The sequence below is a fragment of the Nitrospira tepida genome (genome assembly GCF_947241125.1).
Lineage (GTDB): Bacteria > Nitrospirota > Nitrospiria > Nitrospirales > Nitrospiraceae > Nitrospira_G > Nitrospira_G tepida.
The window spans coordinates 1,619,611-1,644,381 of the sequence record NZ_OX365700.1 but is presented as its reverse complement, the minus strand read 5'-3'; the positions used below and the strand labels follow the sequence as shown (position 1 = coordinate 1,644,381).

Annotated in this window: 31 protein-coding genes and 1 tRNA gene; 12 read left to right on the top strand and 20 right to left on the bottom strand. The window is 61.3% G+C overall.

Annotated features, from left to right (window positions below; translation table 11 throughout):
* Positions 1-73: 73 nt before the first annotated feature.
* Together QWI75_RS07750 and malQ are read right to left on the bottom strand one after the other, a co-directional pair.
* Entirely contained in the window at positions 74-1,225 is a 1,152-nt protein-coding gene (locus QWI75_RS07750) for a sensor histidine kinase (protein ID WP_289268129.1), read from the bottom strand.
* Positions 1,222-3,534 carry a 4-alpha-glucanotransferase gene (gene malQ, locus QWI75_RS07745; RefSeq protein ID WP_289268128.1) on the bottom strand — a complete coding sequence of 771 codons (2,313 nt, stop codon included), beginning with the start codon at positions 3,532-3,534 and terminating at the stop codon, positions 1,222-1,224. The genes QWI75_RS07750 and malQ overlap by 4 nt, the downstream gene beginning before the upstream one ends.
* Before the next feature lie 148 nt (positions 3,535-3,682).
* Here malQ and QWI75_RS07740 point away from each other — a divergent pair, with 148 nt between their 5' ends.
* Both QWI75_RS07740 and QWI75_RS07735 read left to right on the top strand, forming a co-directional pair.
* Positions 3,683-4,657 carry a DUF72 domain-containing protein gene (locus QWI75_RS07740; protein ID WP_289268127.1) on the top strand — a complete coding sequence of 325 codons (975 nt, stop codon included), beginning with the start codon at positions 3,683-3,685 and terminating at the stop codon, positions 4,655-4,657.
* A gap of 113 nt (positions 4,658-4,770) precedes the next feature.
* Positions 4,771-5,505, top strand: a complete 735-nt coding sequence (locus QWI75_RS07735; RefSeq protein ID WP_289268126.1) for a hypothetical protein — start codon at positions 4,771-4,773, stop codon at positions 5,503-5,505.
* A gap of 93 nt (positions 5,506-5,598) precedes the next feature.
* Here the strand turns inward: QWI75_RS07735 and QWI75_RS07730 are convergent, their stop codons facing one another.
* From QWI75_RS07730 to ald, 10 genes are all read right to left on the bottom strand, one after another.
* Positions 5,599-6,441 carry an SPFH domain-containing protein gene (locus QWI75_RS07730; protein WP_289268125.1) on the bottom strand — a complete coding sequence of 281 codons (843 nt, stop codon included), beginning with the start codon at positions 6,439-6,441 and terminating at the stop codon, positions 5,599-5,601.
* Positions 6,442-6,789: 348 nt separating this feature from the next.
* Entirely contained in the window at positions 6,790-7,203 is a 414-nt protein-coding gene (locus QWI75_RS07725) for a c-type cytochrome (RefSeq protein ID WP_289268124.1), read from the bottom strand.
* Positions 7,204-7,280: 77 nt separating this feature from the next.
* The gene (locus QWI75_RS07720; protein ID WP_289268123.1) at positions 7,281-7,466 is read right to left on the bottom strand and encodes a hypothetical protein; all 186 of its coding nucleotides are present in this window, start codon (positions 7,464-7,466) and stop codon (positions 7,281-7,283) included.
* Positions 7,463-8,158: a 7-cyano-7-deazaguanine synthase QueC gene (gene queC, locus QWI75_RS07715; RefSeq protein ID WP_289268122.1), complete on the bottom strand. Its 696-nt coding sequence runs from the start codon at positions 8,156-8,158 to the stop codon at positions 7,463-7,465. The genes QWI75_RS07720 and queC overlap by 4 nt, the downstream gene beginning before the upstream one ends.
* Before the next feature lie 195 nt (positions 8,159-8,353).
* Positions 8,354-8,935: a TraR/DksA family transcriptional regulator gene (locus QWI75_RS07710; protein ID WP_289268121.1), complete on the bottom strand. Its 582-nt coding sequence runs from the start codon at positions 8,933-8,935 to the stop codon at positions 8,354-8,356.
* A gap of 146 nt (positions 8,936-9,081) precedes the next feature.
* Entirely contained in the window at positions 9,082-9,597 is a 516-nt protein-coding gene (locus tag QWI75_RS07705) for an adenine phosphoribosyltransferase (protein WP_289268120.1), read from the bottom strand.
* A gap of 14 nt (positions 9,598-9,611) precedes the next feature.
* Complete coding sequence (locus QWI75_RS07700; protein WP_289268119.1) at positions 9,612-10,568, bottom strand: sigma-70 family RNA polymerase sigma factor; 957 nt, start codon at positions 10,566-10,568, stop codon at positions 9,612-9,614.
* A gap of 28 nt (positions 10,569-10,596) precedes the next feature.
* Positions 10,597-10,878 (bottom strand): acylphosphatase, encoded by a 282-nt coding sequence (locus QWI75_RS07695; RefSeq protein WP_289268118.1) that lies wholly within the window; start codon positions 10,876-10,878, stop codon positions 10,597-10,599.
* 598 nt (positions 10,879-11,476) lie between these two features.
* Positions 11,477-11,553, bottom strand: a tRNA-Pro gene (locus tag QWI75_RS07690).
* Positions 11,554-11,584: 31 nt separating this feature from the next.
* A complete protein-coding gene (gene ald / locus QWI75_RS07685) occupies positions 11,585-12,688 on the bottom strand; it encodes an alanine dehydrogenase (protein ID WP_289268117.1) in 1,104 nt (367 codons plus the stop codon).
* A gap of 251 nt (positions 12,689-12,939) precedes the next feature.
* On the opposite strand from ald, the gene QWI75_RS07680 reads away from it, so the two are divergent.
* The 4 genes from QWI75_RS07680 (at position 12,940) to QWI75_RS07665 (ending at position 14,388) form a co-directional block, all read left to right on the top strand.
* Positions 12,940-13,275, top strand: coding sequence for a hypothetical protein (locus tag QWI75_RS07680; protein ID WP_289268116.1), 336 nt, complete (start codon positions 12,940-12,942; stop codon positions 13,273-13,275).
* A 17-nt stretch (positions 13,276-13,292) separates the two neighbouring features.
* Complete coding sequence (locus QWI75_RS07675; RefSeq protein ID WP_289268115.1) at positions 13,293-13,649, top strand: (2Fe-2S) ferredoxin domain-containing protein; 357 nt, start codon at positions 13,293-13,295, stop codon at positions 13,647-13,649.
* A 77-nt stretch (positions 13,650-13,726) separates the two neighbouring features.
* Positions 13,727-14,092 carry a hypothetical protein gene (locus QWI75_RS07670; protein WP_289268114.1) on the top strand — a complete coding sequence of 122 codons (366 nt, stop codon included), beginning with the start codon at positions 13,727-13,729 and terminating at the stop codon, positions 14,090-14,092.
* Positions 14,083-14,388 (top strand): hypothetical protein, encoded by a 306-nt coding sequence (locus tag QWI75_RS07665; protein ID WP_289268113.1) that lies wholly within the window; start codon positions 14,083-14,085, stop codon positions 14,386-14,388. The genes QWI75_RS07670 and QWI75_RS07665 overlap by 10 nt, the downstream gene beginning before the upstream one ends.
* 119 nt (positions 14,389-14,507) lie before the next feature.
* Here the strand turns inward: QWI75_RS07665 and QWI75_RS22735 are convergent, their stop codons facing one another.
* Both QWI75_RS22735 and QWI75_RS07655 read right to left on the bottom strand, forming a co-directional pair.
* A complete protein-coding gene (locus QWI75_RS22735) occupies positions 14,508-14,657 on the bottom strand; it encodes a HepT-like ribonuclease domain-containing protein (protein ID WP_370693554.1) in 150 nt (49 codons plus the stop codon).
* 541 nt (positions 14,658-15,198) lie between these two features.
* Positions 15,199-15,378 (bottom strand): nucleotidyltransferase domain-containing protein, encoded by a 180-nt coding sequence (locus QWI75_RS07655; RefSeq protein WP_289268111.1) that lies wholly within the window; start codon positions 15,376-15,378, stop codon positions 15,199-15,201.
* Positions 15,379-16,047: 669 nt separating this feature from the next.
* Between QWI75_RS07655 and QWI75_RS07650 the strand changes: the two genes are divergently transcribed.
* On the top strand, positions 16,048-16,245 hold the full coding sequence (locus tag QWI75_RS07650) for a hypothetical protein (RefSeq protein WP_289268110.1): 198 nt from the start codon (positions 16,048-16,050) through the stop codon (positions 16,243-16,245).
* A gap of 6 nt (positions 16,246-16,251) precedes the next feature.
* Here the strand turns inward: QWI75_RS07650 and QWI75_RS07645 are convergent, their stop codons facing one another.
* Together QWI75_RS07645 and QWI75_RS07640 are read right to left on the bottom strand one after the other, a co-directional pair.
* Positions 16,252-17,301: a phytoene/squalene synthase family protein gene (locus QWI75_RS07645; protein WP_289268109.1), complete on the bottom strand. Its 1,050-nt coding sequence runs from the start codon at positions 17,299-17,301 to the stop codon at positions 16,252-16,254.
* Positions 17,298-17,753: a cupredoxin domain-containing protein gene (locus QWI75_RS07640; protein WP_289268108.1), complete on the bottom strand. Its 456-nt coding sequence runs from the start codon at positions 17,751-17,753 to the stop codon at positions 17,298-17,300. Before QWI75_RS07640 ends, QWI75_RS07645 begins: the two co-directional genes overlap by 4 nt.
* A 276-nt stretch (positions 17,754-18,029) precedes the next feature.
* On the opposite strand from QWI75_RS07640, the gene htpX reads away from it, so the two are divergent.
* Together htpX and QWI75_RS07630 are read left to right on the top strand one after the other, a co-directional pair.
* On the top strand, positions 18,030-18,923 hold the full coding sequence (gene htpX / locus QWI75_RS07635; RefSeq protein ID WP_289268107.1) for a protease HtpX: 894 nt from the start codon (positions 18,030-18,032) through the stop codon (positions 18,921-18,923).
* 240 nt (positions 18,924-19,163) lie between these two features.
* A complete protein-coding gene (locus QWI75_RS07630; RefSeq protein ID WP_289268106.1) occupies positions 19,164-19,781 on the top strand; it encodes a glutathione peroxidase in 618 nt (205 codons plus the stop codon).
* 30 nt (positions 19,782-19,811) lie between these two features.
* Here QWI75_RS07630 and QWI75_RS07625 read toward each other — a convergent pair whose 3' ends face one another.
* The 3 genes from QWI75_RS07625 to QWI75_RS07615 form a co-directional block, all read right to left on the bottom strand.
* Complete coding sequence (locus QWI75_RS07625) at positions 19,812-20,096, bottom strand: hypothetical protein (protein ID WP_289268105.1); 285 nt, start codon at positions 20,094-20,096, stop codon at positions 19,812-19,814.
* 24 nt (positions 20,097-20,120) lie between these two features.
* The gene (locus QWI75_RS07620; RefSeq protein WP_289268104.1) at positions 20,121-20,414 is read right to left on the bottom strand and encodes an FmdB family zinc ribbon protein; all 294 of its coding nucleotides are present in this window, start codon (positions 20,412-20,414) and stop codon (positions 20,121-20,123) included.
* 64 nt (positions 20,415-20,478) lie between these two features.
* Entirely contained in the window at positions 20,479-21,132 is a 654-nt protein-coding gene (locus tag QWI75_RS07615; RefSeq protein ID WP_289268103.1) for a hypothetical protein, read from the bottom strand.
* Positions 21,133-21,422: 290 nt separating this feature from the next.
* Here QWI75_RS07615 and QWI75_RS07610 point away from each other — a divergent pair, with 290 nt between their 5' ends.
* The gene (locus tag QWI75_RS07610) at positions 21,423-22,847 is read left to right on the top strand and encodes an MFS transporter (protein ID WP_289268102.1); all 1,425 of its coding nucleotides are present in this window, start codon (positions 21,423-21,425) and stop codon (positions 22,845-22,847) included.
* A gap of 15 nt (positions 22,848-22,862) precedes the next feature.
* On the opposite strand, the gene QWI75_RS07605 is transcribed toward QWI75_RS07610, so the two are convergent.
* Positions 22,863-23,066, bottom strand: a complete 204-nt coding sequence (locus QWI75_RS07605) for a hypothetical protein (RefSeq protein ID WP_289268101.1) — start codon at positions 23,064-23,066, stop codon at positions 22,863-22,865.
* Positions 23,067-23,358: 292 nt separating this feature from the next.
* Between QWI75_RS07605 and QWI75_RS07600 the strand changes: the two genes are divergently transcribed.
* Both QWI75_RS07600 and QWI75_RS07595 read left to right on the top strand, forming a co-directional pair.
* Positions 23,359-23,805, top strand: a complete 447-nt coding sequence (locus tag QWI75_RS07600; protein ID WP_289268100.1) for a GatB/YqeY domain-containing protein — start codon at positions 23,359-23,361, stop codon at positions 23,803-23,805.
* Between the two features lie 324 nt (positions 23,806-24,129).
* Positions 24,130-24,771 (top strand): response regulator, encoded by a 642-nt coding sequence (locus QWI75_RS07595; RefSeq protein ID WP_289268099.1) that lies wholly within the window; start codon positions 24,130-24,132, stop codon positions 24,769-24,771.

The window sequence follows — 24,771 nt, the reverse complement described above, 5'->3', positions numbered from 1 at the left end:
CTTCGCGGCCTGCGGCCTGGCATCTGCCAGCACCTCCTTCACCTCGTCACGAACGGCAATGTCGGACAGGCTCCTACGCGGCTCGATCCGCTCGATCCTCCATCGGCAGCGCAATGAGCACCTTCGTGCCCTTGCCGACTTCGCTGTGGATTGAGAGCCTCCCCCCATGCGCCTTGACGATTTCCCGGCTGAGAAACAGGCCGAGCCCGCTGCCCTTTCCGATCTCTTTGGTCGTGAAGAACGGCTCGACCGTTTGCCTGACATGCTCGGGCGGCATCCCGCACCCGTTGTCGTCCACCGACAGGACGGCCACGTTCCCCGGCACCTCTTCTCGAATCCGTTGCCACTCTTCCGCTTCGATCGGATCCACGGCCTGCTGTTCCGCGGACAACAGCACTTCGCCGCCCGACGGCGTGGCCGCCAGGGCGTTGGACAACAGATTGACCAGCACCTGTTGCATCTGCTCCGGATCGGCCCAAAGAACCAGGCTCTCGGGCCGGCAGGTCACGGACAGCTTCACGCCTTTGGTCACATAGGTCGGCTCCATCAGAGCCGCCACGGAGTGGAGCAATTGGAGCGCTGGCGTCCAGGCCGGATTGGGCTTGCGCTGCCTGGTGGTGCTGAGCAGGTCCTGAATGATCAGCACGACCCGATTGATTTGGGATTCGACCGTGTCGAGGCGCTTGGCCATGTCCGGCGTCAAGGCAGCCTCCTCGCGGAGCGCGCGCACATGCCAGGCGATGGAATGAAGCGGCGTACCGACTTCATGGGCCACGGAGGCCACGAGTTGCCCGACGGCCGCCAACCGCTCCGCCCGGTTCAAGGCATCCTTCACCTCGGCCAACTGCGCATGGGCCTTGAGGAGATTTTCCGTTTGCAGGGCCAGGGCCGCCCTGGCCGCTTCCTCCCTGGCCTTCCGTTCCTCCCATGTCAGCCCCAGATAGGCGACCCCTCCAAGCACACAGACCACCAGGGTTCGGTTGATGACGGCGGATACGAAGCGGCCCGGCTTTGTCGGCCGCATCAGCCCGATATAGGTCGCGATGATGCAGAAGACCAAGGTGAGGTAGAGCAATTTGCGGTTGCGGGTGGAGGCGACCAGCAGGATCGGCAGCACAAAAGCATAGGCCCCGACGACATTGGCCGGCACGAGCGTCTCGACCACCACCACAGTGACAAACAGCAAGGCGGCGATGACCAGGACGATCCGGTTGCGGTTGGTCATGGTGTCGTGGGCCGTGATGGAGGGTCAGTGCCGATCCCTGGCTCCGCATCATCGGGACGGCGAGGCGGCCGCTCCTCGCGCATGACCTGCGCGAGCCTGCGCACCAGGCGTTCGCCCTTCATGGCTTCAAGGGGAACCGAGAGCTTGCGCGACCAGTTGGGGTACTGATCGACCGTCCCCGGCAGGTTCACCTGGGAGACTTCCCTGAGCCAGTCGTCCAGGCTGGCCAGCGCCAGACAGGACGAAGAACGGGCCAGGAACCGATGGACCGGCTCCAAGAGTCGCTCGGCCTGAACCGCGCGGGAGGCTTCGACGCGGTCCGGCGATTCGGAAAGCGTGGAGGCGCGGGCCAGGGCCTCCAGGATTTTCGTCTTGTCCCGCTCCCGTTCTTCCCACGCCTGTCGCCGTGCCTCCTCCGTCGGAAACAACCCGAGCTTCGCCCGCGTCTCGAGATCTTCTCCGGTCCAAAACCCCAGCCACGTCGGCAGATCGTGGGTCGTCGTCACCGCCAGGGATCGGACCGGATAGTCGCTCGGCTGTTTCCATGATCCGTCCGCTTCCCGCTCAAAATAGAAGACCCGGTACGAGAGGATGTTGACCGCCTCAAGCTTCTCGCGTACCCAGTCCGGCACGGTCCCGAGATCCTCCCCGACCACCACGGTCTTCGCCCGCACGCTTTCCAAAGCCAGGATGCCGAGCAGATCGTCGAACGGATAGTGCACATAGGTGCCGGCCGACGCCGGCCGCCCCCGTGGAATCCAGAAGAGCCGAAACAACCCCATCACATGGTCGATCCGCAAGGCCCCACCGCGGGAGAGGTTCTGCCGCACCAACCGGATAAAGGGTCGATAGGCCTGCTCGCGCAAGGCCACCGGGTTGAACGGAGGAAAGCCCCAATTTTGTCCCTGCATGGCAAAGGCGTCGGGAGGACAGCCGCAGTCGGCCTCCATGGCCAGGACATCCTGGAGCAGCCAACCTTCCGCCCCGCTCGGATCGTTGCCCAGCGCCAGGTCATGGTATAGGCCGACCGGCATCCCAAGATCCGCCGCCACACGGGAGACCTCGGCCAACTGTTCCTCGGCCACCCATTGCATGTATTGGTGGAGCCGGATTCGATCCCGGTGACGCTCGGCGAAGGCCCGGACCGCGTCATTGTCGGGATGCTGATACTCGGCGGGCCATTTGCGCCAGACCCAGATGGGAGGCGACAACCGTTGAAAGTGCTCGGACAGGGCGGCGTAGGTGGCGTATCGCTCAAGCGATTCTCCCTGTTCCCGGCAATAGCGCTCGAAGGCTTCGCCGCGACCGGTACAGGCCCTCCGCGCTCCCTCTGTTTCGAGGAAATGCGTCGCGTCGAACGTGTGAAAAAGCTGCTCAAACACCGCCCATTTCGCGGCCTGCACCCCTTCGTAGTCCACCCAGTCCGATTTTCGACAGGCCTCGATGCGGGACCGCAATTCATCGCTCGCCACCAGACGCTGGGCCCCCGGGCTCGAGGCGAATTCGGGCACCCGCTCCACATCGACATAGAGTTCGTTCAGGTACACCCGGCTGTTCGGCGAGTAGGGACTGATATGGTGGGGACGCCGATTCTTGAGCGCATGAAGAGGGTTGACTCCGATCGCCTCGGCACCGAGATCGGCCGCGGCCCAGCGGACCAAGGCCTCAAAGTCGGTGAAATCGCCGAATCCCCAATTGCGCTGCGACCTGAGCGCATAGAGTTGGGTCCACAGGCCCCAGACACGTCCGCCGTCTTGAAAGGCGCCGGACGTGTAGCAGCCGGACGGCGTCACGATCAGGAGCGTATGGCCTTGGATGCTCCGGGACCCAACGGTCGCCACCACCGACAGGTCATGGTATCCAAGGGGCACGGCCAACGGGATGTCGAGTTGAAACTGAATATGGCGGGTCCCCTCGATGGATTGCGTATCGACAGGGGCCAATCCGGGACCGGCGCGGTCGTCGGCAACTGTCCGGCCTGCTTCGTCGCGGAGGGACCAGGCGAGAGTCCATTCGCCATCCAGGCCCTCTTCGGAAGGAACCCGCACCGCACAGGTGACGGAGGGTTGCCCGGCCTGGACGATGACGACAGGATCACAGATCCGCCGCCACGGCCGGAACCTCACCGCCTCCCAAGACCGGGTCAGGTGCTCGGGAGAGCCGGCCGGCACGCCCATGGCCTCCAGCACCGCCCGCTTGGTCTCCTCCGAAACGACATGGTGTTGCCCCCAGACATCGTAATAGTGATCGGCGATGCCATAATGGCCGAGCAGTTCGGTGAGGCAATCGGGTTCGTGATGGTCGGTCATGGAATCGGGTAGAAGTCTGCGAGATGCGCCGAGACCTGTCAAGTCACGATGACGGCGACAGCCGAACAACAGTACAATCGGACGCCGGCACGATGGAGCGACGGAGGTCCTGCATGGTCATGGACAAGCTTTCCGGCCGATATTCGTCATGCGATCAACGATACGCCTGCCCGTGAGCGCCGATTTCAACAAGCAGGACAGAGCCGATCCTTCCGATGGTCCCGGCCGTCCCCCTATTGGCGACGCCCTGGTTCGCTTCGGAACCAGCTCATGGGCCTATGAAGGCTGGCAAGGCCTGATCTACCATCGCCCCTATGCCAAGAGCCGCTTCAGCCGGGAGTGCCTCTCCGAATACGCCGCCTTTCAGCATGAGGACCGCCCCCTGTTCGACACGGTCGGGATCGATCATACCTTTTATCGTCCGGCAACGTCTTCCCAATTAGCATCTTATGCCGCCCAGGTCCCGCCGACCTTCCACTTCTGCCTCAAGGTCTGGGAAGAGCTGACGATCCCTGCCTTTGCGCGGCTTCCCCGTTACGGAAGCAAGGCGGGAAGCCGAAACCCTCGATTCCTCGATGCGGATCTCTTTCGAGATGTAGTCTATGAGCCGGCGCGACAGGGCCTCGGTGAAACCCTAGGGGTCTTTCTCTTTGAATTCCAGCGGACCGGCCTGACCGTCGAGGAGTTGCTCCGCCGACTAGAGCCGTTTCTGAATCGCCTTCCGCCTGGCCCCCGGTACGCGATCGAGATCCGCAATCCGGCCGTCCTTGGCCCTCGCTACCGGGATCTGCTCGCGGCCTACGGCGTCGCCCATGTCTACAACCACTGGTCCCTCATGCCGGACCTGGCGTCACAGCATCGGTCTCTCGGCGGCCGGTTCTCCGCCCCGTTCATCGTTGCCAGACTCATGACCCCCTTGGGCCTGGCCCACGCGGAGGCGGTCGAGCGATTCGCCCCCTACAATCGGCTGGTTCTGCCTCAGCCGCGGATGAGGCAGGACACGGTGGCCCTGATCCGGCAGGCCCGGTCCGAACATCGGACGGCCTATGTGCTAGTCAACAATCGCGCGGAGGGCAACGCTCCCATGACGATCCGGCAACTTGTCACGCTGCTCAAGTCCTGACCTGGCCCGCCTCCGCCGGCGATTGCTCGGCATCGACGTGGTTGGTAAGATGACATACGAGTTCGGCGGGAATCTGGTTCTGGTTTATGACAGCTCCCGCCCCGGAGGTTTCCATGAACAAGCCTCGACGATCACCCGGCATCGCTTCGCTCATCGGTCCGCTCACGATGGTCTTCCTCTCCGGGCTGGCTCAGACCGCGGAGGCCTCCAAGATCGAGGTTACCGGAGATTACCGCTATACCTTCCATGCGCCCGAATCCGCAGCCGACGCCAAGGCATTGGCCTGCCGTGAGGCCGCACGGATGGCGGTCAGCGCCTCATCGGTCTATCGGGACGCGACGGCTTCTCTGGTGGACTCGGCCTTGAACCGACAGATCCTCGACCAGGTCGTGAAGGACGCGCTGAAGGAGACCCGTGTGCTCGAGCAGACCGAGAAGGGGACGACGGTCTCCTGCAAAATCTCCGGCTCGCTGGAGTCGGAGGATGTCTCCCGCATCGTGCTGGCCGGCGCCAGAGGAAGCAGCGATCCCGCCGCGCTCGGAACGGATCAGAACCGCGCCATTAAGATTCTCAATGTGCAGGACGATCGGGAAGGCCACCTCCTGGTGACCTTCCAAGCCCTCCGCCGGCTGGACTGGCAGAATACGGCCTATCAAGGGACATTGCGCGATCAAGCCGACGTGATGGTGGAGTTTTTCGACGCCCAGGGACTCCTGCTCGCGACCGCACGCATTCCGGCCAGAAAGACCCAGGGAGGCGACGATGTCATGAATGCCGGCCAGGTCGGCGTGCACAAGATTGCCAAACCCCTCAATACCGCCTCCCACCGAGTCTGGGTTGCCCCTTAAGTCAGCAATCGATCAGTTACGAACAAAAAACCGGGTGAGAGGCGCCTCTCACCCGGTTTTTTCATCCCACCACCGTGTCCCGACAGTCGGGTGTTATTTCTCCGCTCCCAAGGGAGGCAAGTTGATCCCCATCCGCTCCAACCCCATGATGACGGTCAGAGCCGACGGCGAATGTTGCACGATCTCCTTCTGGACCTCGATGCGGCGCAGATCCACAAATTCCGGGGCAGTGAGCCCCAGCGCTTCCCGATAGGCGCGGTCCGCAATTCCCCGCTGTTTTTCCGCCTTCTCCCGGGCCTCTTCGGCCTTCTGAAATTCGATCATCGTGATCCGGCGCTGTTCCTGAATGATTGTTTGGGCGGTCTGTTCCAGTACGCCCTTGGGCGGCAGGATGCTGCCGACGACGACTCGGTTGAGGCGAACCGGGATGTTCTGCTTCTCCAGCAGGTTCACGCGCAACTGCTGCGCGATGGCTTCCTGCAATTTCGTGCGGGTCGTGGGATCGGTGGTCAACTGAAACAACGGATACTTTTGGACCTCCTCCCGAACCATCGTCCGGAAGGCCTCCTTCACGTTGTTGACATACCAGTTCGGCCCGAAGCGGCTGATCAAATCAGGCGACCGTCCTTCGATCACGTTGGCGATCATGAAGGCGTCAAACGAGACGGGCGCGTTTTCCGACGAGATGATGTCGAAGTGCTCGGAGTATTGGATCGGGCGCACATCCACATCGATCACCTGCGTCGTGAGCGCCACCGCCTGGCGGCCCGTCTTGACTGGGTCGGGATCGACTCCCCCATGTCCGAAGAAGAATGGCTTTTCGACCATGACCCCTTCGTGCCCCGCGTCGATCGCCACCAGGGCACAACCCGCGGTGAGGGTCATCACGCCCAGCATGGCGGCCGTGAAGACACCGGCCTGAATACCGTTCCGCATAAGGACCTCCATACCAACCTTCGGTTGAACCGGCCGCCCTTCGATGGCTCTTGGCGGCCGGAGAAAACACCTCAAGAGATTCCTCGGCCTCTGGCCTTTCTCCATACCGACCTTCGGTTGAACCGGCGCCTCTCTTACGTTTTCACAAATTTACCGGCGCCGGAGAAACCACCGCACGGGATTCACCTCGATTGTTCTAATACCAACCTTCGGTTGAACCGGCCGCTCTTCGATGGCTCTTGGCGGCCGGAGAAAACACCTTGCCGCCGACAACACCTAACGTAGCTTACGCACCGGAAAATCAGGCTGTCAAACGGGGTCGTGTGTGAAGCTCCTCATGGATGGGGCTCAATAAATCCCCGCCTGCCGTTGCAGCCATCGGACGTATCGGATGATCTCCGCCACATCCTGAGGCGTCACCCCGTCAATCTTGGGCATATCCCCGAACTGCCAATGATGCGCCCGGACCCCGTTGGCGGCCGCGCGTTGAAAGGCCACGTCGGCGTGATGGTTCGGCTCGTAGATCTTATGGACCAGCGGCGGCCCCTGGGTTGTGCCGGTGCCCCGCTCTCCGTGACAGCGGAGACAGTTCGCTTTGAAGAGCCCTTCGCCCTTGAGCACATCGGCCGGAGTTGTCCCGGCCTCCTGATTGGCACAGGACCCGCTCGCCAGCAGGCCGACCAGTCCCGCCACAATCCCAAATCCGAGGACGCCGCATTGCCGCAAGCGCCGCCGGATCGCTCTTGATGTCGGTTGGATCACCCGCCTTTTCCTCTCCTGATCTCCTCGCCTCTGGTCCGATCTTCTCTTCTTCAGCAGCGGGAGGAGCCTCCCGACATCTACGGCCTCTTCGAGCCTGTCGATGGATCGGAAGCAGGCGCGTCCGGATCAACCCCGAACTCTTCCTTCAACATCTGCGCCGTGCGGTTCATGGTGAGGCGGCGATAGATCCGCACCGACACGGGGATCACGACGATCAGCCCGATCGTCAGGTACATGAAAAATTCTTCGGGTGAGACGCTCATACTGACTCCTCGCGTCCGGCGTAGGTAATGGGATCGGTGAACCCCGCCGCCTCGAATCCTGCCAGGCGAATCTGGCAACTGTCGCATCGGCCACAGGCCGTCCCGTCGGGAGCGGGATCGTAGCAACTGTGCGTCAGGTGCAAAGGAGCCTGGTGGGCCATGCCGAGCCGGACGATCTCGGCTTTGGACTTGTGGAGCAACGGGGCGCAAATCTCGATCCCTTGCCCTTCCACGCCGGCCCTGGTGCCCAGGCGGGCCGTCGTCTCAAACGCGCGCAAGAATTCAGGCCGGCAATCCGGATAGCCGGAATAGTCCACCACGTTGGCGCCGATGTAGACACGCCGGGCGCCGATTGTTTCGGCATAGCCCACGGCCAGAGACAGGAACAGGCTGTTGCGCGCCGGCACGTAGGTGACCGGAATAGCCGCCGCTCGATCCGCCGCGGACCGTCCTTTCGGCACCGGCACGTCGCCGGTCAGGGCGGAGCCGCCGATCGAGCGGAGATCGACCTGGACAATCCGGTGATCGGACACCCCCAGCGCCCGCCCGATGGCCAAGGCCCGCTCGACTTCGACCTCGTGGCGCTGTCCGTATTGCACCGTGAGAAAAAACAGTTCGTGCCCCTCGCGCTTGGCAAGGGCCGCGGCAACCGTGGAATCCAGTCCGCCGCTCGCAAGCACCACGGCTTTCATGTCTGGGTCTCGGTCGCGGGTACGAGAGTCGGTCCGTCATGGACCAAACAAAGACTCACATACCGTTCAGAGGGAAATCAACCGTTCGAACCGAGAGGAACACACCTGAAGCAGGCGGGTCAAGCGGCACCGACAACCACGTTTGAGTCGAAGGACGGGACATTGTCCGGCGCGGCGGAGGCACGGCCTACGCGGCTAGTCCCGCTCCTCTTCCTTTTCAATTCGCTCCAACAACTCTTGCCGCGCCTGACATTCCACGCAGAGCTTCGCAAACGGCATCACCGCCAATCGCCGCTCGCTGATTTCCACACCGCACTCGGCGCAGATGCCGTATAATCCGTCGCGCAACCGCCCTAAGGCTTCGTCGATCAATTGGCGCTTGCGATTGCGCATCTCCATCAGGGAAATCCCGACTTCCCGCTCGAGATCCATGAGGGCCTGATCGCCGACATCCTTGGCCGATTCCAACCGCTGCTGCTGATCTTCCGTCACCGACTGTCCGAAGCTGCCGCCGATTTCCTTGAGAATCTCCTGCCGCTTGGCCATCAACATGCGGTGCAGCGAGTCGTACCGTTCCTGCTGGTCCGGCGTCAGCATCGCCGGCCGCTTCGGCTTGGCTTCGGGCTCCGGTTCGACCGGAAGCGCCGCGGCCCCTGCCGGCTCTTTGCTGCTGTTCGAATCTTTCATCGGGGATATGGGTTTGGTTTTGCTCATGGTCTTGACCGGCTGCTTGGCCTTCTCAGCGACCTGCTTTTTGGGTTGCGCTTTCGCCGCCATGGGGTCCTCACGTGAGGCGTGACGCGTGGGGGCCGAAAAAAGTTCGGAATCTATAACACGCCGTCATGGCTTTTACAAGGGCGCGAGCCGGCGGTCTCTCGGCCGCCTGTCGATCGAGAAGGCCTGCGTCCTACCGGATTCGGCGGTTATGGATAGGTCACCGCGGCGAACAGGTTGTACCCCTGCAACCGCTCCCGCCCCTTGAGAAACTCAAGCTCAACCAGAAATCCCAATCCGGCGACCCGGCCCCCAAGTTGCTCCACCAGATGCACCGTCGCCTCAGCGGTGCCGCCCGTCGCCAGCAGATCATCCACAATCAACACACGTTCGCCCGGCACGATCGCGTCCCGATGGATGGCCAGCGAGTTCGACCCATATTCGAGATCGTACTTCACTTCGAAGGTATCGGCCGGCAGCTTGCCCGGTCGCCGGACCGGCACAAACCCCGCCTTGAGTTGTGTCGCCAGAGCGCCGCCCATGATAAACCCCCGGGACTCGATGCCGACGACTTTGGTGACGTGATCGCGATCGAATCGGCGCTGGATATCGGCCAGGATGGCCCGAAAGGCCTCCGCGTCTTTCAGGAGGGTCGTGATGTCGTAGAACAGGATGCCGGGCTTGGGGAAATCCGGGACTTCCCGGATCAGCGCTTTATAGTTCACGTCGAGATCGAGTTCTACAGGAGGTCATCCTGCCTGATGGTCTGCCGCTCCATCGCCGCCCGGATCTTCCCCAGCGCCGCCATTTCAATCTGGCGGACCCGCTCGCGGGTCAACCCCAGTTCGCGGCCGATCTCTTCTAACGTTTTTGCCTCCCCTCCATCAAGTCCAAAACGCGAGATGACGACCATCCGTTCCTTGTCCGGCAGTTGGCGGACCCAGTTCATGAGTTCTTCCCGTCGCTGAATCCCCTCCGCGCTGTCCGCCGGCGACACCACCCCGGGGTCTTCGATCACGTCCCGGAGGAACGTATCGCTGCGGTCGTTGATGGGGCTGTCGAGCGAACAGGTGGTCCGGATCAACTGCTTGAGATCCTCCACGTCTTCTTTGGGCAGCTTGGTGCGCAGGGAGATCTCCTCGACCGTCGGTTCGCGTCCGAGTTCCCGAACCATCTTTTCGACGTCTCCGAGGTACCGGTTCAGCCGTTCGACGACATGGACGGGCAGCCGCACGAGCTTCGATTGGTTGATGATCGCCCGCTCGATGAACTGGCGAATCCACCAAGAGGCGTAGGTGCTGAAGCGGAACCCGCGCTTGTAGTTGAACTTCTCGACGGCCTTGATCAGCCCGAGATTGCCCTCTTCGACGATGTCGGCGAAGGGAAATCCGCGGTTCATGTAGCGCTTGCCGATGCTGATCACCAGGCGCAGATTGGACTCGATCATCTGGGTCCGGGCCTGTTCATCGCCGGCCATCACCCGCTTGCCGAGTTCCTGTTCCTGTTTGAAGTCGAGCAACGTGGAGCTGCGGATCTCTCGGAGGTAGGTCTTGACGGTATCCAACCCCTCCGAGCGGCCGGCGCCTCGGCCGCGTCCCTTGGAGGGCTCCGATCCGTCGAGACTTTCTTCTTCACCCACCCCCGCATCCTCGTCGGCGTCGACGGCCCGAGCGCGCTTCCGGTTTCCATAGGCCATGGAGGTCTGTGCTCGCTTTTGCACGGGATTAGTACCAGATCTGGAAGGTCTGCTCAGTGCCGGACGGCGCTCCCCACTCGATTTCCACTCTCTCGACCCTGGCCATGGGCGGCCCCTGCCGCAGCAACTCGATCAGCGCGTCCACGTCCTTCCGCACGCCTTCGATGATGGCCTCCACGCGGCCGTCGTCCAGATTCCGAACGCCGCCGAGAAGGTTCAGGCGAAGGGCCTGACGCTGCGTAAACGCCCGGAACGCCACCCCCTGGACGATCCCGCTGACCAGCACACGCGCACGAACCAACTCGCTCATGGTCAATGCTCCTGGCAGATTAGCACAACATCCTCGTGACACAAGTAAATGGGCGAATCGTGCGGCCACACACCTGTCCCCTCGTGCGTTGTCCGCGCCCGCAAGATTCTTCACAAAACGCTACCATGCTCAACCTCCCTCTGCACAGGCGAGCACAGGCGGTTCAGGCTGCTGGTTTGTGCGTATCGCATCGACTGAGAAAAGTCGAAAGAGCGACCATGAGGAGGAAATGCGGCGGGATTTAACAGCAATCCGCGAAAGGTTTCTCCGCCGGCCTCAGAGACGATCAAGCTCGGATGAACCGGCGGGTCACACAAAGGCTGGCAAAAACAAGCCAAGAACGAATCACTGAAGGTGCTCTCGGCGGCGTCATATAGGAAGGCTTCGCCTGAAGAGCCGCCGGATCACAGGTACGAATAGAAAAACCCTCACTGGAGGTGTCTCTCCGCCGGCGCAAAGAAGAGGGCTTCGCCCGATGAGCCGGCGGAACACACGAAAGACGGCACACATCTGACAAGATTAAACTGTGGTGTTTCTCCGGTGGCGTCAATAGGGAGAGGCTTCGCCTAGAGAGCCACCGGTACTAGCAAGCTTGGTATGGTCGGGGCGAGAGGATTTGAACCTCCGACCCCTGCGTCCCGAACGCAGTGCGCTACCAGTCTGCGCTACGCCCCGACAAGGCATGTATCTATCGGAGGGAGTGCGGCTAGGTCAAGGGCTCGAATCGGAGACCGTGGGCTTCCGCCACGCCTCTGTGCGTGACCGTCCCGTAGGCCAGATTCACACCCTTGGCCAAGGCTGGATCAGAACGGATGGCCCGTTCCGCTCCCTCCGAGGAAAGGCGGACTATAAAGGGCAGGGTGGCGTTGGTCAAGGCTAAAGTGGAGGTTCGCGGCACAATGCCCGGCATGTTCGGGACGCCATAATGGAGGACGCCGTCAACCTTGTAGACCGGATCCGAATGGGTGGTGGGCCGGATCGTTTCCACGCACCCGCCTTGATCGACCGCTACATCGACGATGACCGACCCGGGTTTCATCCCGCTGACCACGGCGCGGCTGACCAGCTTGGGCGCCTTGGCTCCCGGCACCAAGACGGCTCCGATCACCAAGTCGGCGTCCAGCACGGTCTGATCGATCGCCCATTGATTGGGCGCCAAGGTGACAATCCGTCCCCGATAGAGGGCATCCAACGCGCGCAGCCGCTCCAGATCCAGATTAATCACCGTTACCCTCGCTCCCATTCCCACGGCAATCTGCGTGGCGGCGCTGCCCACGACGCCGGCCCCCAAAATCACGACATGGGCCGGTGCCACCCCGGCCACTCCTCCGAGCAACAGGCCCCGGCCTCCGTGGAGCCCCTCCAGGTAATGCGCGCCGATCTGCACGGCCATGCGGCCGGCGATTTCGCTCATCGGTTTCAGCATCGGCAGGCTGCCGTCGGCCAGGGCCGTCGTTTCGTAGGCGATCGCCAGCACGCGCGCGTCAAGCAAGGCTTTGGTCAGTTGCGGCAGCGAGGCCAGATGAAGATAGGTGAAGAGCGTCTGTTGCGGACGGAACAAGGGACATTCTTCCAGCAGCGGCTCCTTCACCTTGACGATCAACTCGGCCTCGGCGAACAGGTGCGCCTTGTCGCGGGCGATCTGCGCGCCGGCCTTTCGGTACTCTTCGTCCGGAAACCCGGACCCGTCCCCAGCCGAGGGTTCCACCAGCACTCGATGGCCCAACCCGACCAGCGTCCTGGCTCCGTCCGGCGTAAGGCTGACCCGGTACTCATGGTCCTTGATCTCTTTGGGTATCCCGATGATCATCGATACCTCCCGGGTATTGCGTACTGCCACGAGTCATATTATACGCCGTTCATGCCAGGCTCAGAAGCGCTGCGCCCTCCACGTGCACCGACAGCCATGCCGGTCGCATCCGGCGCGGTGGACAGTCAGGAAAGCCCTGTTGTACACTCCTGCGACAGCGAGACCGGAGCGACGTTCAGGCGAACGTCACAGGATCAAGGACCGCGATGATGACGACGTGTGACGGATGTGGAACAGAAAAGGGGCCTCTGATGAAGCTTTCGCTCGGGAAGGACTTCTTCGGCCGTCCCTATGACCGGCTCTCCCCGTCCGCCGACCAAAGCCCGAAATGGTATTGCGAACCCTGTTCCATGCAGAAAAACCTGCAGCGCGACTATCGCGACATCCGCGGCGAGTTCGAGAAACTCAAGCAGCGTGACGGCTCCCTGCTCGATCGCCCAGAGGAGTTGCAGCGCGCCCAGTTGCGCCTGCGCGAGATCGTTACACTCCTGAGCGCCTCCGCAACGCCCCAGGCCCTGCTCGCTCCGGGAGAAGTGACGCAACTTCTCGGAGACATTCAAGCCCGCTCGCAGGCTCAGCCGGCCTGACCGCATTGTGAGACACCATGTCAGGCTTCAAGCATCACATCTTCGTCTGCATCAACCAGCGCCCCAAAGACGATCCGCGCGGCTGCTGCGCCAATCAGGGATCGGAGCGGCTGCATGCCTTTTTCAAGAAGGAAGTGGAGCGGCTCGGGCTCAAGGGGATGGTTCGGGCCAACAAGGCCGGCTGTCTCGACCATTGCGAATACGGCCCCAGTGTCGTGATCTATCCCGAAGGGGTCTGGTATTGGGTAGGCTCGGAGGCCGATGTCACGGAAATCATGGAACGCCATATCGTCAAGGGCGAGATTGTCGAACGGCTGTTGATGCCCAATCATCAACCAGGCACCCCGCCCGGACTCCCTCATCTGCACCTGTAAGCCGTCCGCGGCTCGCCCGCGCCGACACCATGGCCACCGAAGACAAATGGAAAGCCAACGCAGAAAAGGTCGCGTTTATGAAGCGGTTCCCCGGTCTGGTGACGGACTGGACCCAACTCATCGGCAAGACGGTCGAGGCCGTCGAGCCGCTGGCCGGCAAGCCGGGCGCCGTGGTGCTGGTCTTCACCGACGGGTCATTCGCCGTGGCTCCGCCGCTTGCGCCGGAACCCTGGGAGATCGGCGAGGCATTGAAAAACGCCCGTCCGCACCTGGCAGGCACGCATGCACAGGCGTATGCTGAGTATGATCGGCTTGTTCAGCAAGACCGCGAGGCACTCCGCGCGGCCAGGTTGGAAAAGATTCTGGGAGCCATCCACAACAATCTGGAACAGATCCCCGAATTGAAAGACCGGTTGAAAGAGCTGGTGAAGGAATGGAAGTGAACGAGTCCCGCGCCAAGAACATGTTCGAGATCTTCTCGCAGGGACTTTTTGAAGGAGTCAAACCGATGATGGTTGTTCGTGATCATCTGGTCCGCCACCCCGACCGCTGCACGCATCAAGCGATCTGCGTGCCGATCTGCCCGACCGGCGCCTGGCTGTCCACGCCGCCGTTCAAGTTCGACGCGTCACGCTGCCTCGAAAGCTGCCGCCTCTGCCTGGATGCCTGCCCCTCCCACGCCATCTACGGCGTGTTCAGGAAGGGGGAGAAGCTGCTGGTGCCGCAGCCAAAAAGCTGAGGGAGGTCCGGATTCCCGGCCAGAAGCTGGGCGAGATGTCGGAAACCTTCTGAAATTCACTCACGGGCTCGTTTAATTTCTGCCCTCCTTCTGACTGACTCCTGAAACTGATCAACACGTTATTCCTTCGACAATTGTTCCATGAATCGCTGAATGCGGTCTAAATACAGAGGAATCTGACGAACCGCGATAGGGAGCGCCTCGTACACTCGCTCAGGATCGATCTCATCGTATTCGTGCACGATGCGGTTGCGGAGTCCGGCGGCCATCGTATTTGCTTGGCAAGATCAGCCGTCATAACGCCGAGCGTGCCGAGCGCCAAAAAGGAATTGTAATAGTCCTTGGGCGGTGCCTGGCCCGACTCGGTGACAAGGTGGAAGTTAATGTCGATCATCCGTCCAATAGTCCGCTCCAAGTACCGCTCGGCCACAACCTCATGTATGGGATCACCGACATACTGCTCTCGCGGCAATCGCGCGAGATCGGTCAGCTTCGGCAGGTCCTGCAAGATCAAGGACATTTTTCTGGTGATCAGGGCACAATCGATCATGGGCGGGACGTCTCCGAACACAAGGCCGCCAGGCGACGAGCAACATACCGCCGCTCCAATTCCAGATAGGGCCGAAAGTCCTGGTATTGCTTGAAGGCGGAAAGACGAAGACGCGCAAATTCCTTTTCATTGCCGTAGAGCAACCGACCGGATTCGAGAATCTTCTTTAGAAACAAAGGGTCCGCGCGATTCAGGATCGCCAGATCTATGTCAGATCCGGGAAACAACACCTGAAAAGCCGCCTGGATATCGAGCATAGTCTACAAGGACACATCAGGATCGATCAGCTTGACCGCAACATCCAGGTCGCTTTTTTTATGGCTCGTCCCGCTGACTGTTGACCCGAACTGAATCACCAGGCGAATACCAAAGCGCTCGGCAAGGGCGCCCAACCCCTGAATCGAGCTGACGATGGCGTCGCGAACCGATGGCTGCCCCATAGTTTCCTCCCCAGAACCGGCCTACAGGCAGGTAGCCTAACCGAAACCACTATCGGTGTCACGCGAGGATAACAGTCATGGTCCAATGCCACAGACGAGGGAGAGAAGCTGTGGCGGGCGAACCGGCCTTTCCCGACCTTGCCCCAAGGGAGAAGGGGGAGTTAGCATACAAGACACATAGCCCTCGCCTGGGACATGCCTTGCGCGAACGGAATTCTTTGCGCGCGGTCGTGACTCCCCGTTTGATCCCCGCAGCAAGGACTCCTTGTTCCCGCAACAGGTAAGCCGCCTAGCCCGCATTATTCATGACGATTCGTGGCGAAATCGCGCAGTCGCCAGGCGAGACGGGCAAGCACAGCCGCGAAGAACCAAGGCGTACTTGAAACAGTACGTCGAGGGACTGAGCGGCGAGCACGCCCGCCATACCAAGCTTCGCTTGAGCCGCCGCGTTCGATCACATCGCGGCGGAGAGGTACTTTGCCTTCGACTCCTCATGTTGGCTCTGTCGCAGCGGCGAATCCGCGATTGCAGCAGAAGCGTTCATGAATAATGCGGGCTAGCCAAAGCAGAGGCCCCGCGCGCGTCAGCTTCGCCGTCGTGCGGTCAGAGAAGGGCAGGAGGTGGAAGGTCCCGACCTGGTTGAAACAAGGGCACCCAGGAGGTTGAACCATGGAACCAGCCAGAAAATTTCAGCCGTTCCCACGTTGGGAGGCGCCGACGTATCAGGAAGACGAGCCGGATTTCAGCTCGGGCGACCGTGAGGTCCCGGAGTGGGAGACGAAATTGGGGAAGACCATTTTTTACATCACGGTGGCGCTGAGCATCTGGTTTTTCTATTGGCTGAACGGCATCCAATGCCCCTGTTAGTCGGAACTATTCGAGTTGCTTTCTCAGCCGGTTCCAGTAGGCCGTGCCGACGTAGCCGCAGCCGGCGGTCCCGGCGGTCAACGCCATGATCTGATAGACCCTGCTGCGGGGAATTTTCACCTTGACCGCGGGATTCAACAGGTTGGGTGAGTTCTGGACCAGCTTGAGCGATTCGCCGGCCGAGAGAATCGGCCACATGCAGGCAAGCCGGAGCCGGATCTCCCGGCGCGGGATCGCCATCGTGTAGAGCCAGCCCTGGTCGAGATGTGACACGGCCAGTTTGACGAGCGTGCGCAGCGCCGGCCTGAATTGCGGCAACCGTGCGGGATCGAGCAGGTCGGTCGGCGCGAGACCCGCCTCATGGAGCAAGGGTTCCGGCACATAACAACGGCCGCGCTGCAGATCCTGCGCCACGTCCTTCACGATGTTAGTGAGCTGCAATCCCTTGCCGAATCGGATGCCGACCTGTGCCATCTCGCGCAGGTTCCACCCTGCCAGCGCCGGACGGTGCGCACACATGAGGTCCGTCCAGAATTCCCCGACGCAGCCTGCCACGTAATAGGTATACCGATCCAGATCGTCGAGGCTCTTGAGCGCCGCCGCCTGCTTTGCCGAGTCGCCGGGGAAACAAATCAGATCCAACTCCATCCCCTTGGTCAACGTGGTCAGCAGCCGTTGCACCCGTTGCCGATCGTCCGGCCGGAACTCGCCGAACAGGCGGAAACACTCGTCCAGCCGCTGGAGCAGCACCCGTTCCGCTGAATCCTGTTGAAGCGGGGCCATCTCGCGCTGGATCGAGCGGATTGACTCACGGTCCAGGTTGTCGTGCTCGAACTGCTTCTGATATTGTTTTAGGTAGGCCAGTCGCTTGGACCGGTCGATCAAATCGGTGTCCGCAATCGTATCGGCCGCCCTGGCAAAGAGGTAGGCCAGACTCACCTGATCCCGCACGGTCCGCGGCACAACGGCCAGAGTCGTATAAAACAGGCGGGAGACTTGCTTGAGAAGGTCGCGGAGGACGAGATCTTTGTCGGGCTGCGCAGGTGGAATGGTCACGGCCTCACGTCCAGACGGCCTTCCATACCCTTTTCTCGATGGCTTTTGAAGAACAGCAATTGCTTGTCGCAGTAGAACGTGAATTGTCCCTCTTTCACAGGGACGAATCGGACGGTCTTGGTTTCGCCGGCGCTGACATCCTGCTCGATGGAGACCCCGCCTTCCTTCAAGACAAAATTGTGGGGGGTGAGCACCGTCACGCTCTTCAACAGGAGCTCGACCGGTTTGCCCGCTCGGACCGCGATTCGGTTTGGAGCATAGGAATAACTGTCCAGCGTGACCGTGAGCCGCTGTATCCCGTCCGGCCCTAATTCGGCATCAACGGATGATTCTGGGGAGCCCTGGCCTGCTTCCTCGGCATGGGACCAGCCGGAAGACGCCAGCATCGCAAGCGCCGCGCAGGAGAGGACGAGCGGAGCTTTTCTCGGTTTACGCGCCTTGGTCGTCCCCATGAGCCCTTCTAGCAAATGGAATCGCCGGGGGTCAACTCGGCGACGATCGCACCCGTTCTCCCGTCGGCCCCTTGGACGCCTCTCCTCCAACCGCTTCTCGCCCTTGACCTCCGGCGGCATCCGGCTTATCTACTTCAGGGTCTCGCAGGCCCCAGAGAGGAGCCTGGATCAATATCCAGGAACATACCGAGTCCTTGTAGTATAATCTGGCAAGTTTACGATCGGGTCGGTTCCCGGCATCCAGTTCCGGCGATCCGGCGAAGGAGGAGAAGACAGATGAAGTCGTTGAAGGGAATCGTGCTGTTGCTCGCCGCCAACATCCTGATCATGGTGACGCTCTCGATCACGGTTCCGATCGTGATCAACGTGATCTTGCCGATGTTCGGCATCGACGTGCGCGGGTCGGTCGACCTCACGTCCTTGGTTTGGGCGATGGTCTTCGGGTTCGGCGGCGCCTTTATCAGCTTGGCGTTCTCGAAGCAGATGGCCCGCGCCATGCTCGACTGCTATCAAATCACCAATCCACGGACGCAGGCGGAACAGCTCGTCTATGGATCGGTCAGAGAGATTGCCGCCCGCCTCAATATCGACATGCCGGAGGTCTGGGTGTATGAATCGCCCGATCCCAATGCGTTCGCGACCGGCCCCAGCAAGAACAACTCGATGGTGGCGGTTTCGACCGGCCTCTTGCGCAACCTGAATGAGCAGGAGGTCAAAGCGGTCCTCGCCCACGAAATGGGCCACGTGTTCAACGGCGACATGTTCGCCACCACGGTGCTGGCCGGCTTGATGAACACCTTCGTGTACTTCATCGCCATGTGGGTGCGGCGTTTCTTTGCGGAGCGCGACCAGGCTGCGTTGGGGTTCGGGCTCTCGCTCGTGCTGCAAATCGTGGTCAGCATCCTGGCCTCGATCCTGATCAGTTGGTTCTCGCGCCACCGCGAATACGGCGCCGACGCCTTCTCGGCGAAGGTCTACGGCAAGGATTCGATGATCTCGGCGCTCCGCGCGATCGACCGGTGGGTGACGCAGACCCAGTTCGAGCCGGCTCCGCAGGACGCGCTGGCGACGATGAAGATTTCAGGACGCACGGGAGGCGTCATGAGCCTGTTTGCCACGCATCCGCCCATCGAGGACCGGATTGCGGCGCTGCAGCGGCTGCGGGCCTGACCAAGCGTGACCGAACGGAAAGGCGGGAGACTCTACCGTGGAGTCTCCCTGCCGCCGTCAGAGTCGATAAGACGAGAAAGAGGCGCCGGATCAAGCAAGCTTTGGTATGGCGCCCGGTTTAACCAAAGCTTGGTATGGGAATCACGCGGAGAATCACGTGAGGCGTTTCTCCGGCGCCATCATATTCGATAAAGCGATAACGAGGCGCCGGATCAAGCAAGCTTGGTATGGAGGGGTGCCATGTCTACGGTCCGTCGGTGGGTGATGAGCATCGGTCTCGGGGCAGGACTCGTCGCAGGCTGCAACTCCGGCTATCTCTTTGAACCGGGCGGCGCCCAGGCGGCCCAGGAAGGCATGCTGGCGATGGCGGCTAAGACGACCGGCCTCTATGATTTTACCCTGGACGATATCGACGGCCGTCCCCTGTCCCTCGGACAGTTCAAAGGTAAGGTCCTGTTGCTCGTGAACACGGCCAGTTTCTGCGGCAATACCCCGCAATACTCCGACTTGCAAACGATGTACGACACATACAAGGAGCAGGGCTTTGAAATTCTGGCTTTTCCAGCCAACAATTTCGGCCAGCAGGAGCCGGGGACGAATCAGGAGATCAAGAGCTTCTGTTACACGAAGTACAGCCTGACCTTTCCGCTGTTCGGCAAGATCAGTGTCAAGGGACCGGACAAGCACCCGCTCTACCGATATCTGACGGAAGAAAGCCCGTTCCCCGGCGAGGTCGAATGGAACTTCCAGAAGTATCTGGTGGATCGATCCGGCAGGGTCGTGGCCAAGTACCATCACCGGACCAAACCCCTGTCCGCCCAGATCGTTCAGGATGTCGAGAAGGCCTTGGCCAACTGACCGGGGCCTTCTCCATTCCCACCCACGCGCTTACGCTTTCCGATAAAAACTGATGTGGTCGCGGTATTGCTCGATCGCCGCCCCGAGCGCAGCTTTGCCCATCGGAATATTGGCTTCGAGCACGTCTGTGACGTGGGGCTTGTTGATTTCGACGTCATACCGAACCTGCACATTCGTCAGGACCGGCCCCTGTTTGACGTCCCGCGGCATGTAGATTTCAGTCCAGACTTCCTTCTCCACCAGGCAGACATCACGAAACCGCTCGTAGAGCAAGGTCAATTTCTCCGGGTCGGTCTCCTTCACGCGCTCGGCCATCTCCACCGGTCCTCCCCTTCCTCGTCACGCCCCGCCTCCGTGATCATGGCCATGGCCCCCGCAGGCTCCTCCCCCTTCTGCGCTCGGCATCGAAGCCGGAGCCTGAATCCCGGTGATATTCAGCGGGGTCGGATCCGGCGTTGACACACCGACGGCGCCCGTTCGGGCCGCAAAGGTGGAGAACACCCGCTGGATGGCCGCCCCGCATTCGCGGCAGCGGCTCAGGGGAGCCTCGCTCATGGATTGCAGATACTCCAATCGCTTGGAGCAGGGCTGTGGGCGCAGGCAGCGCTGCGCCAGATATTCATAGATCGGCACCGCGGACCTCGATGGACGTGACTCTACAAAGGAGGGCCGAACGAACGCAAGACCGTGAATCTCGCTATGGCTTGGCCTGGCCGGTCTGCTGAGGCTGATCGGTAATGGTGAACTTCATCGTCCCCACCTGGTTTGCGGCATGGAAGGCTTGCTGGCCAAGCGGGGTAATGTAGATTTTTACCACGTAGTTGCCTTTGGGCCAGGCGCCGTCAGGTTTCTTCAATTCCAGGTACCCGTATCGCGAGTGTCCCGGCACCTCCAGGGCATCCTTGCCGATCGGATTCTCGGAGAGCTTCCCGCCTTCTCCTTCCAAGTACCATTGAGCGCTGAACAGCGCAGGATCCTCCAACGGAGCCGCTTCAAAGACAATATAGATGACCGGGGTCTCAGGCTTGAACACCGAGCTGCCGCCCCCGATCGGCTTCAGTCTCGGGTCCTGCGTGTACCACCCCTTCCGGCCGAAGCTGTCCCATTCCTCCTCGAACCCTTCCGCCAATTTGATCCAGACGAAAATCGCCTGTGGCGCGCCTCTCCGCTGCTGGTCGAACTCCTGCAACTGCGTATGATCCACTTCCGTATTCTGCTGCTCCTTCGGCGCCATCAGGTCAACCGCTGCCGCAGTTCCCGGCCAGGCGAACAGAGACAGGGTCCCGAGAAGACAGAGTCGCAGGAGATCGCCGGCCTCAACCGATCGATTCTTTAATGTCCAGCTCTTCATGACATCCCTCTCAACAATTGGCCCCTTCCCTCTTGGAATCGGTCGCTCCCTTCTTCCCTCTATTCCTCTATTGTGCCATGGCGGCCAAGCGGACGATAGGGCCCCTCTCGACAAGCGCCGGGCGGCTTGGCCGGGATTTGCTATAATTCAGCACCGATCACGCTTCCTCAAATGGATTCACTGCCGGCTTCCTCGTCTGAACCGTGAACCAAGCCTCTGCGACAGTTCAGGCGTCTCAGGATTCTCCCCACGCCGCTGTTCGCAATGCAATAGCCTCCCGGCCTGAAGCTTTGGGAGAAGCCGATGCCCCTGACCGGGACCACCGGCATCCCCTAGCCAGCCTCCCCAAGAAGGATCAACAAGAGAGCCGGACCAGCGGAATCCGCGACGGCCTTTGCCAGGCCGTTGCGCAGGGAATCGGCGAACATTATTTCTCGGCCTTTGCGCTGATGCTCAAAGCGACGCCGCTTCAAATCGGATGGCTTTCGGCGCTTCCACAATTGGTCGGCGCATGGGCGCAGATCTATGCCACCAGCCGGGCACTCTCGCACCTTTCTCGCAAGAAGCTCATCCTTTTCGGATCGTTCGGACAGGCAGTCGCCTGGTTTCCCTTATTTCTGTTGCCCTTGCTCATCGCGGACCAGGCCGCCGCGCTGTTCATCATCGGGGTGGTGGTCTACGCCGCGCTGGGCCACGTGACAGTCCCGGCCTGGAACAGCCTCATCACCGACATCGTCGGTCCCAACCTGCGCGGCCGATATTTCGGCCGCAGGGCTCAGCTTATGGCAGTGGCCAACTTCGCCGCCCTGGCCGCCGGCGGATTCCTGCTCCACGTCAGCGAGCGTTGGTCTTCAACCTGGGGCGGCTTTGCCCTGCTCTTTCTGCTCGCGGCAACAGCCAGGGCACTGTCCTCCTTTTTTCTTGGACGGCTAGCGGACGTGCCGGTTGCCCACTCGGCCATCCAATCGGCCGGGTTTATCGACCTCCTGGTCCGCCGAAGCAGCCCCGACTTTAGGCGGTTTCTCTGCTTTTCCGGACTGATGCATGCAGCGACCCTGCTGGCCGGCCCCTATTTCGTCGTCTATCTGCTACAGGACCTCCATCTGAGCTATGTGGAATATGGCGTCTGGCTCGCGGCTCAAATGGTGGGCCAATTCGTCTCGCTTAAGGCCTGGGGACGGCTGGGCGATCGTTGCGGACATGCCGCGGTGCTGACCGTCACCGGCTACCTCGTGCCGGTGCTGCCCATGTTGTACCTGTTCAGCAACCACGTGACCTTTCTGATCTGCGTCAATTTCGTCGCCGGAATGGTCTGGTCCGGCTTCTCGCTTGGGCTCCAGAATTATATTTTTGACGCAGTCCCGGCGGGGGACAAGGGCCGAGCGGTGGCGCTGGCGAACACGATCAACGCGATGGGCTGGTTTGCGGGGGCCCTGGTGGGCGGATGGTTGGCCGGATGGCTTCCAACTCGCCTATTGGGTTTCGGGATCGAGTGGTCCCTCGTCTCGAATCTCCCTCTACTATTTCTCGTCTCCGGCTGTCTGCGGCTGGCCGTGTCGGCCCTGTTTCTACCCGGGCTGCGGGAGCTGCGAACGGAGGGACTTTGCTCGATCCGTCGCCTCCTGGCTCATCTGCCGGTCCTTCAGCCCCTCCACCGGGTCGTCCGCCGAAGCCGGGGCAAGCCTCGCGCGCCTGTGCGCCAATCGTCCGAATAAACCGCCGGACGGCCGCTACCGCATCGGCTGAGTGACATCCCTCCCCTGCCGCTCTTCTTCTTTCAGTTTGTCGAATGTTCTGTCGGCATGGCCTCTGACTTCCTGATTGGAGGGGGAAGGCGGCCCCTTGACCGGTTGCGGCGAGCTACAGCCGACCGTGGCCAGTATCCAGATGGCAAGCAAGCCTCCCGTCACGATGCTACCCGACCCTGTTCTCATCCCATTCCCTCGTCCAATCCCCATTTTCATGGCGCCTCCATACCAACCTACGGTTGAACCGGACGCCCCTCCAATTATTCTTGGCGGCCGGAGATGACTCCTCCAGTGATTCACCGATCTTCCTTGTGCAAGTGTGCCGGTCGCTCGTGTACCACATGCGGCCAAATCTTACTCTATGATCGATATGAACGCCACGGACACATCGATTTGGGACCGCGGCTCCGATTGACGGCCTCTCCGGGATTGGCTAAGGTGACTAGGTTCTTGTCGTTGTCCTGCAAGGAGGCCGCCCATGTCATTGTCCGACCGCCTGACGCACGATCTCCAACAAGCCATGAAAGCCAAAGACCAACTACGTATGGACGTCATCCGGATGATCAAGGCCGCGATCCAACGCCGCGAAATCGAACTCAAGCGCGACCTTGACGACGCCGAAATGAGCCGCGTGATGACCAACCTGATCAAGCAACGCCGTGAATCGGTGGAACAATTCGAAAAGGCGCGGCGGGAGGACCTGGCGGCCAAGGAGCGTCAGGAAATCTCGATCATCGAGGGCTATCTGCCCCAAGCCCTCTCATCCGACCAACTCACGCAACTGGTCGAGACGGTCATCCGGGAGTTCGGATCGCCCACCATGAAGGACATGGGGGCCGTCATGAAGGCCGTCATGGCGCAACTGGGCGGCCGGCCGGCGGACGGGAAGGTGGTGAGCGATCTCGTCCGTTCCAAGCTCGTCTAGGAGCCTGTCCGTCACTGACCGTTCTACTGCGGCGAATGATGTACCGGCATCTGCTTCGTTCTCGGCCACGAAAAATCCTCAACGTATTCCAGTGAATACGCTTCCGGTTTTTCGCGGCCTGTGGCCTTGCATCTGCCAGCACCTCCTTCACCTCGTCACGAACGGCAATGTCGGACAGGCTCCTGACGCTCGCGGACGAACCGCTCCTGCTATACTTGCTCCGGTACAGGCGATCGATGTGCGTCGTCCCTGACTCTTGCCGGTAATCCTGTCATGAACCCACATCATGCCTCCCTGTCGCAGCGACCGGCCGCAGAAGCCCCAATGAGCATCCTGATCGTCGATGATTCGCCGGACCAGCGCGTCCTGCTCGAAACCATCCTCCGACAGGCTGGGCACGGGCACGTGCGTCTGGCGGGGTCGGCCCTGGAGGCCTACCAGGAATTGGGCATGGATCATGGCGGCCGGCCCGGACCGGCACCGGACTTGATGCTTCTCGATATCATGATGCCCGGCATCAACGGGGTCGAGGCTTGTCGAACGATCAAGGCCTGCCCCTCCGTCAGCGACATCCCGGTCATCATGGTCACCGCCAAGACCGACACTTCCTATTTGCAGGACGCGTTCGCCGCCGGCGCCATCGACTTTCTGACCAAGCCCGTCAACAACGTCGAGCTCACGGCACGCGTGGCCTCGGCCCTGACGCTGAAGCGGGAGATGGACCGCCGGAAAGCCCGCGAGACTGAATTAAAGGAACGGAACCAGGAACTGGAGCGCGCGCTCGCCGAGGTGAAGGTGCTCCGGGGGCTCATTCCCATCTGCGCCGGCTGCAAGAAGATCCGCAACGACCATGGTTACTGGCAGCAGATCGAGGAATACATTCAGGACCATTCCGAAGCGGCCTTCAGTCACGGACTCTGTCTTCCCTGCGCCAAACGGCTTTATCCTGGCGTTTATCCGGAGTAA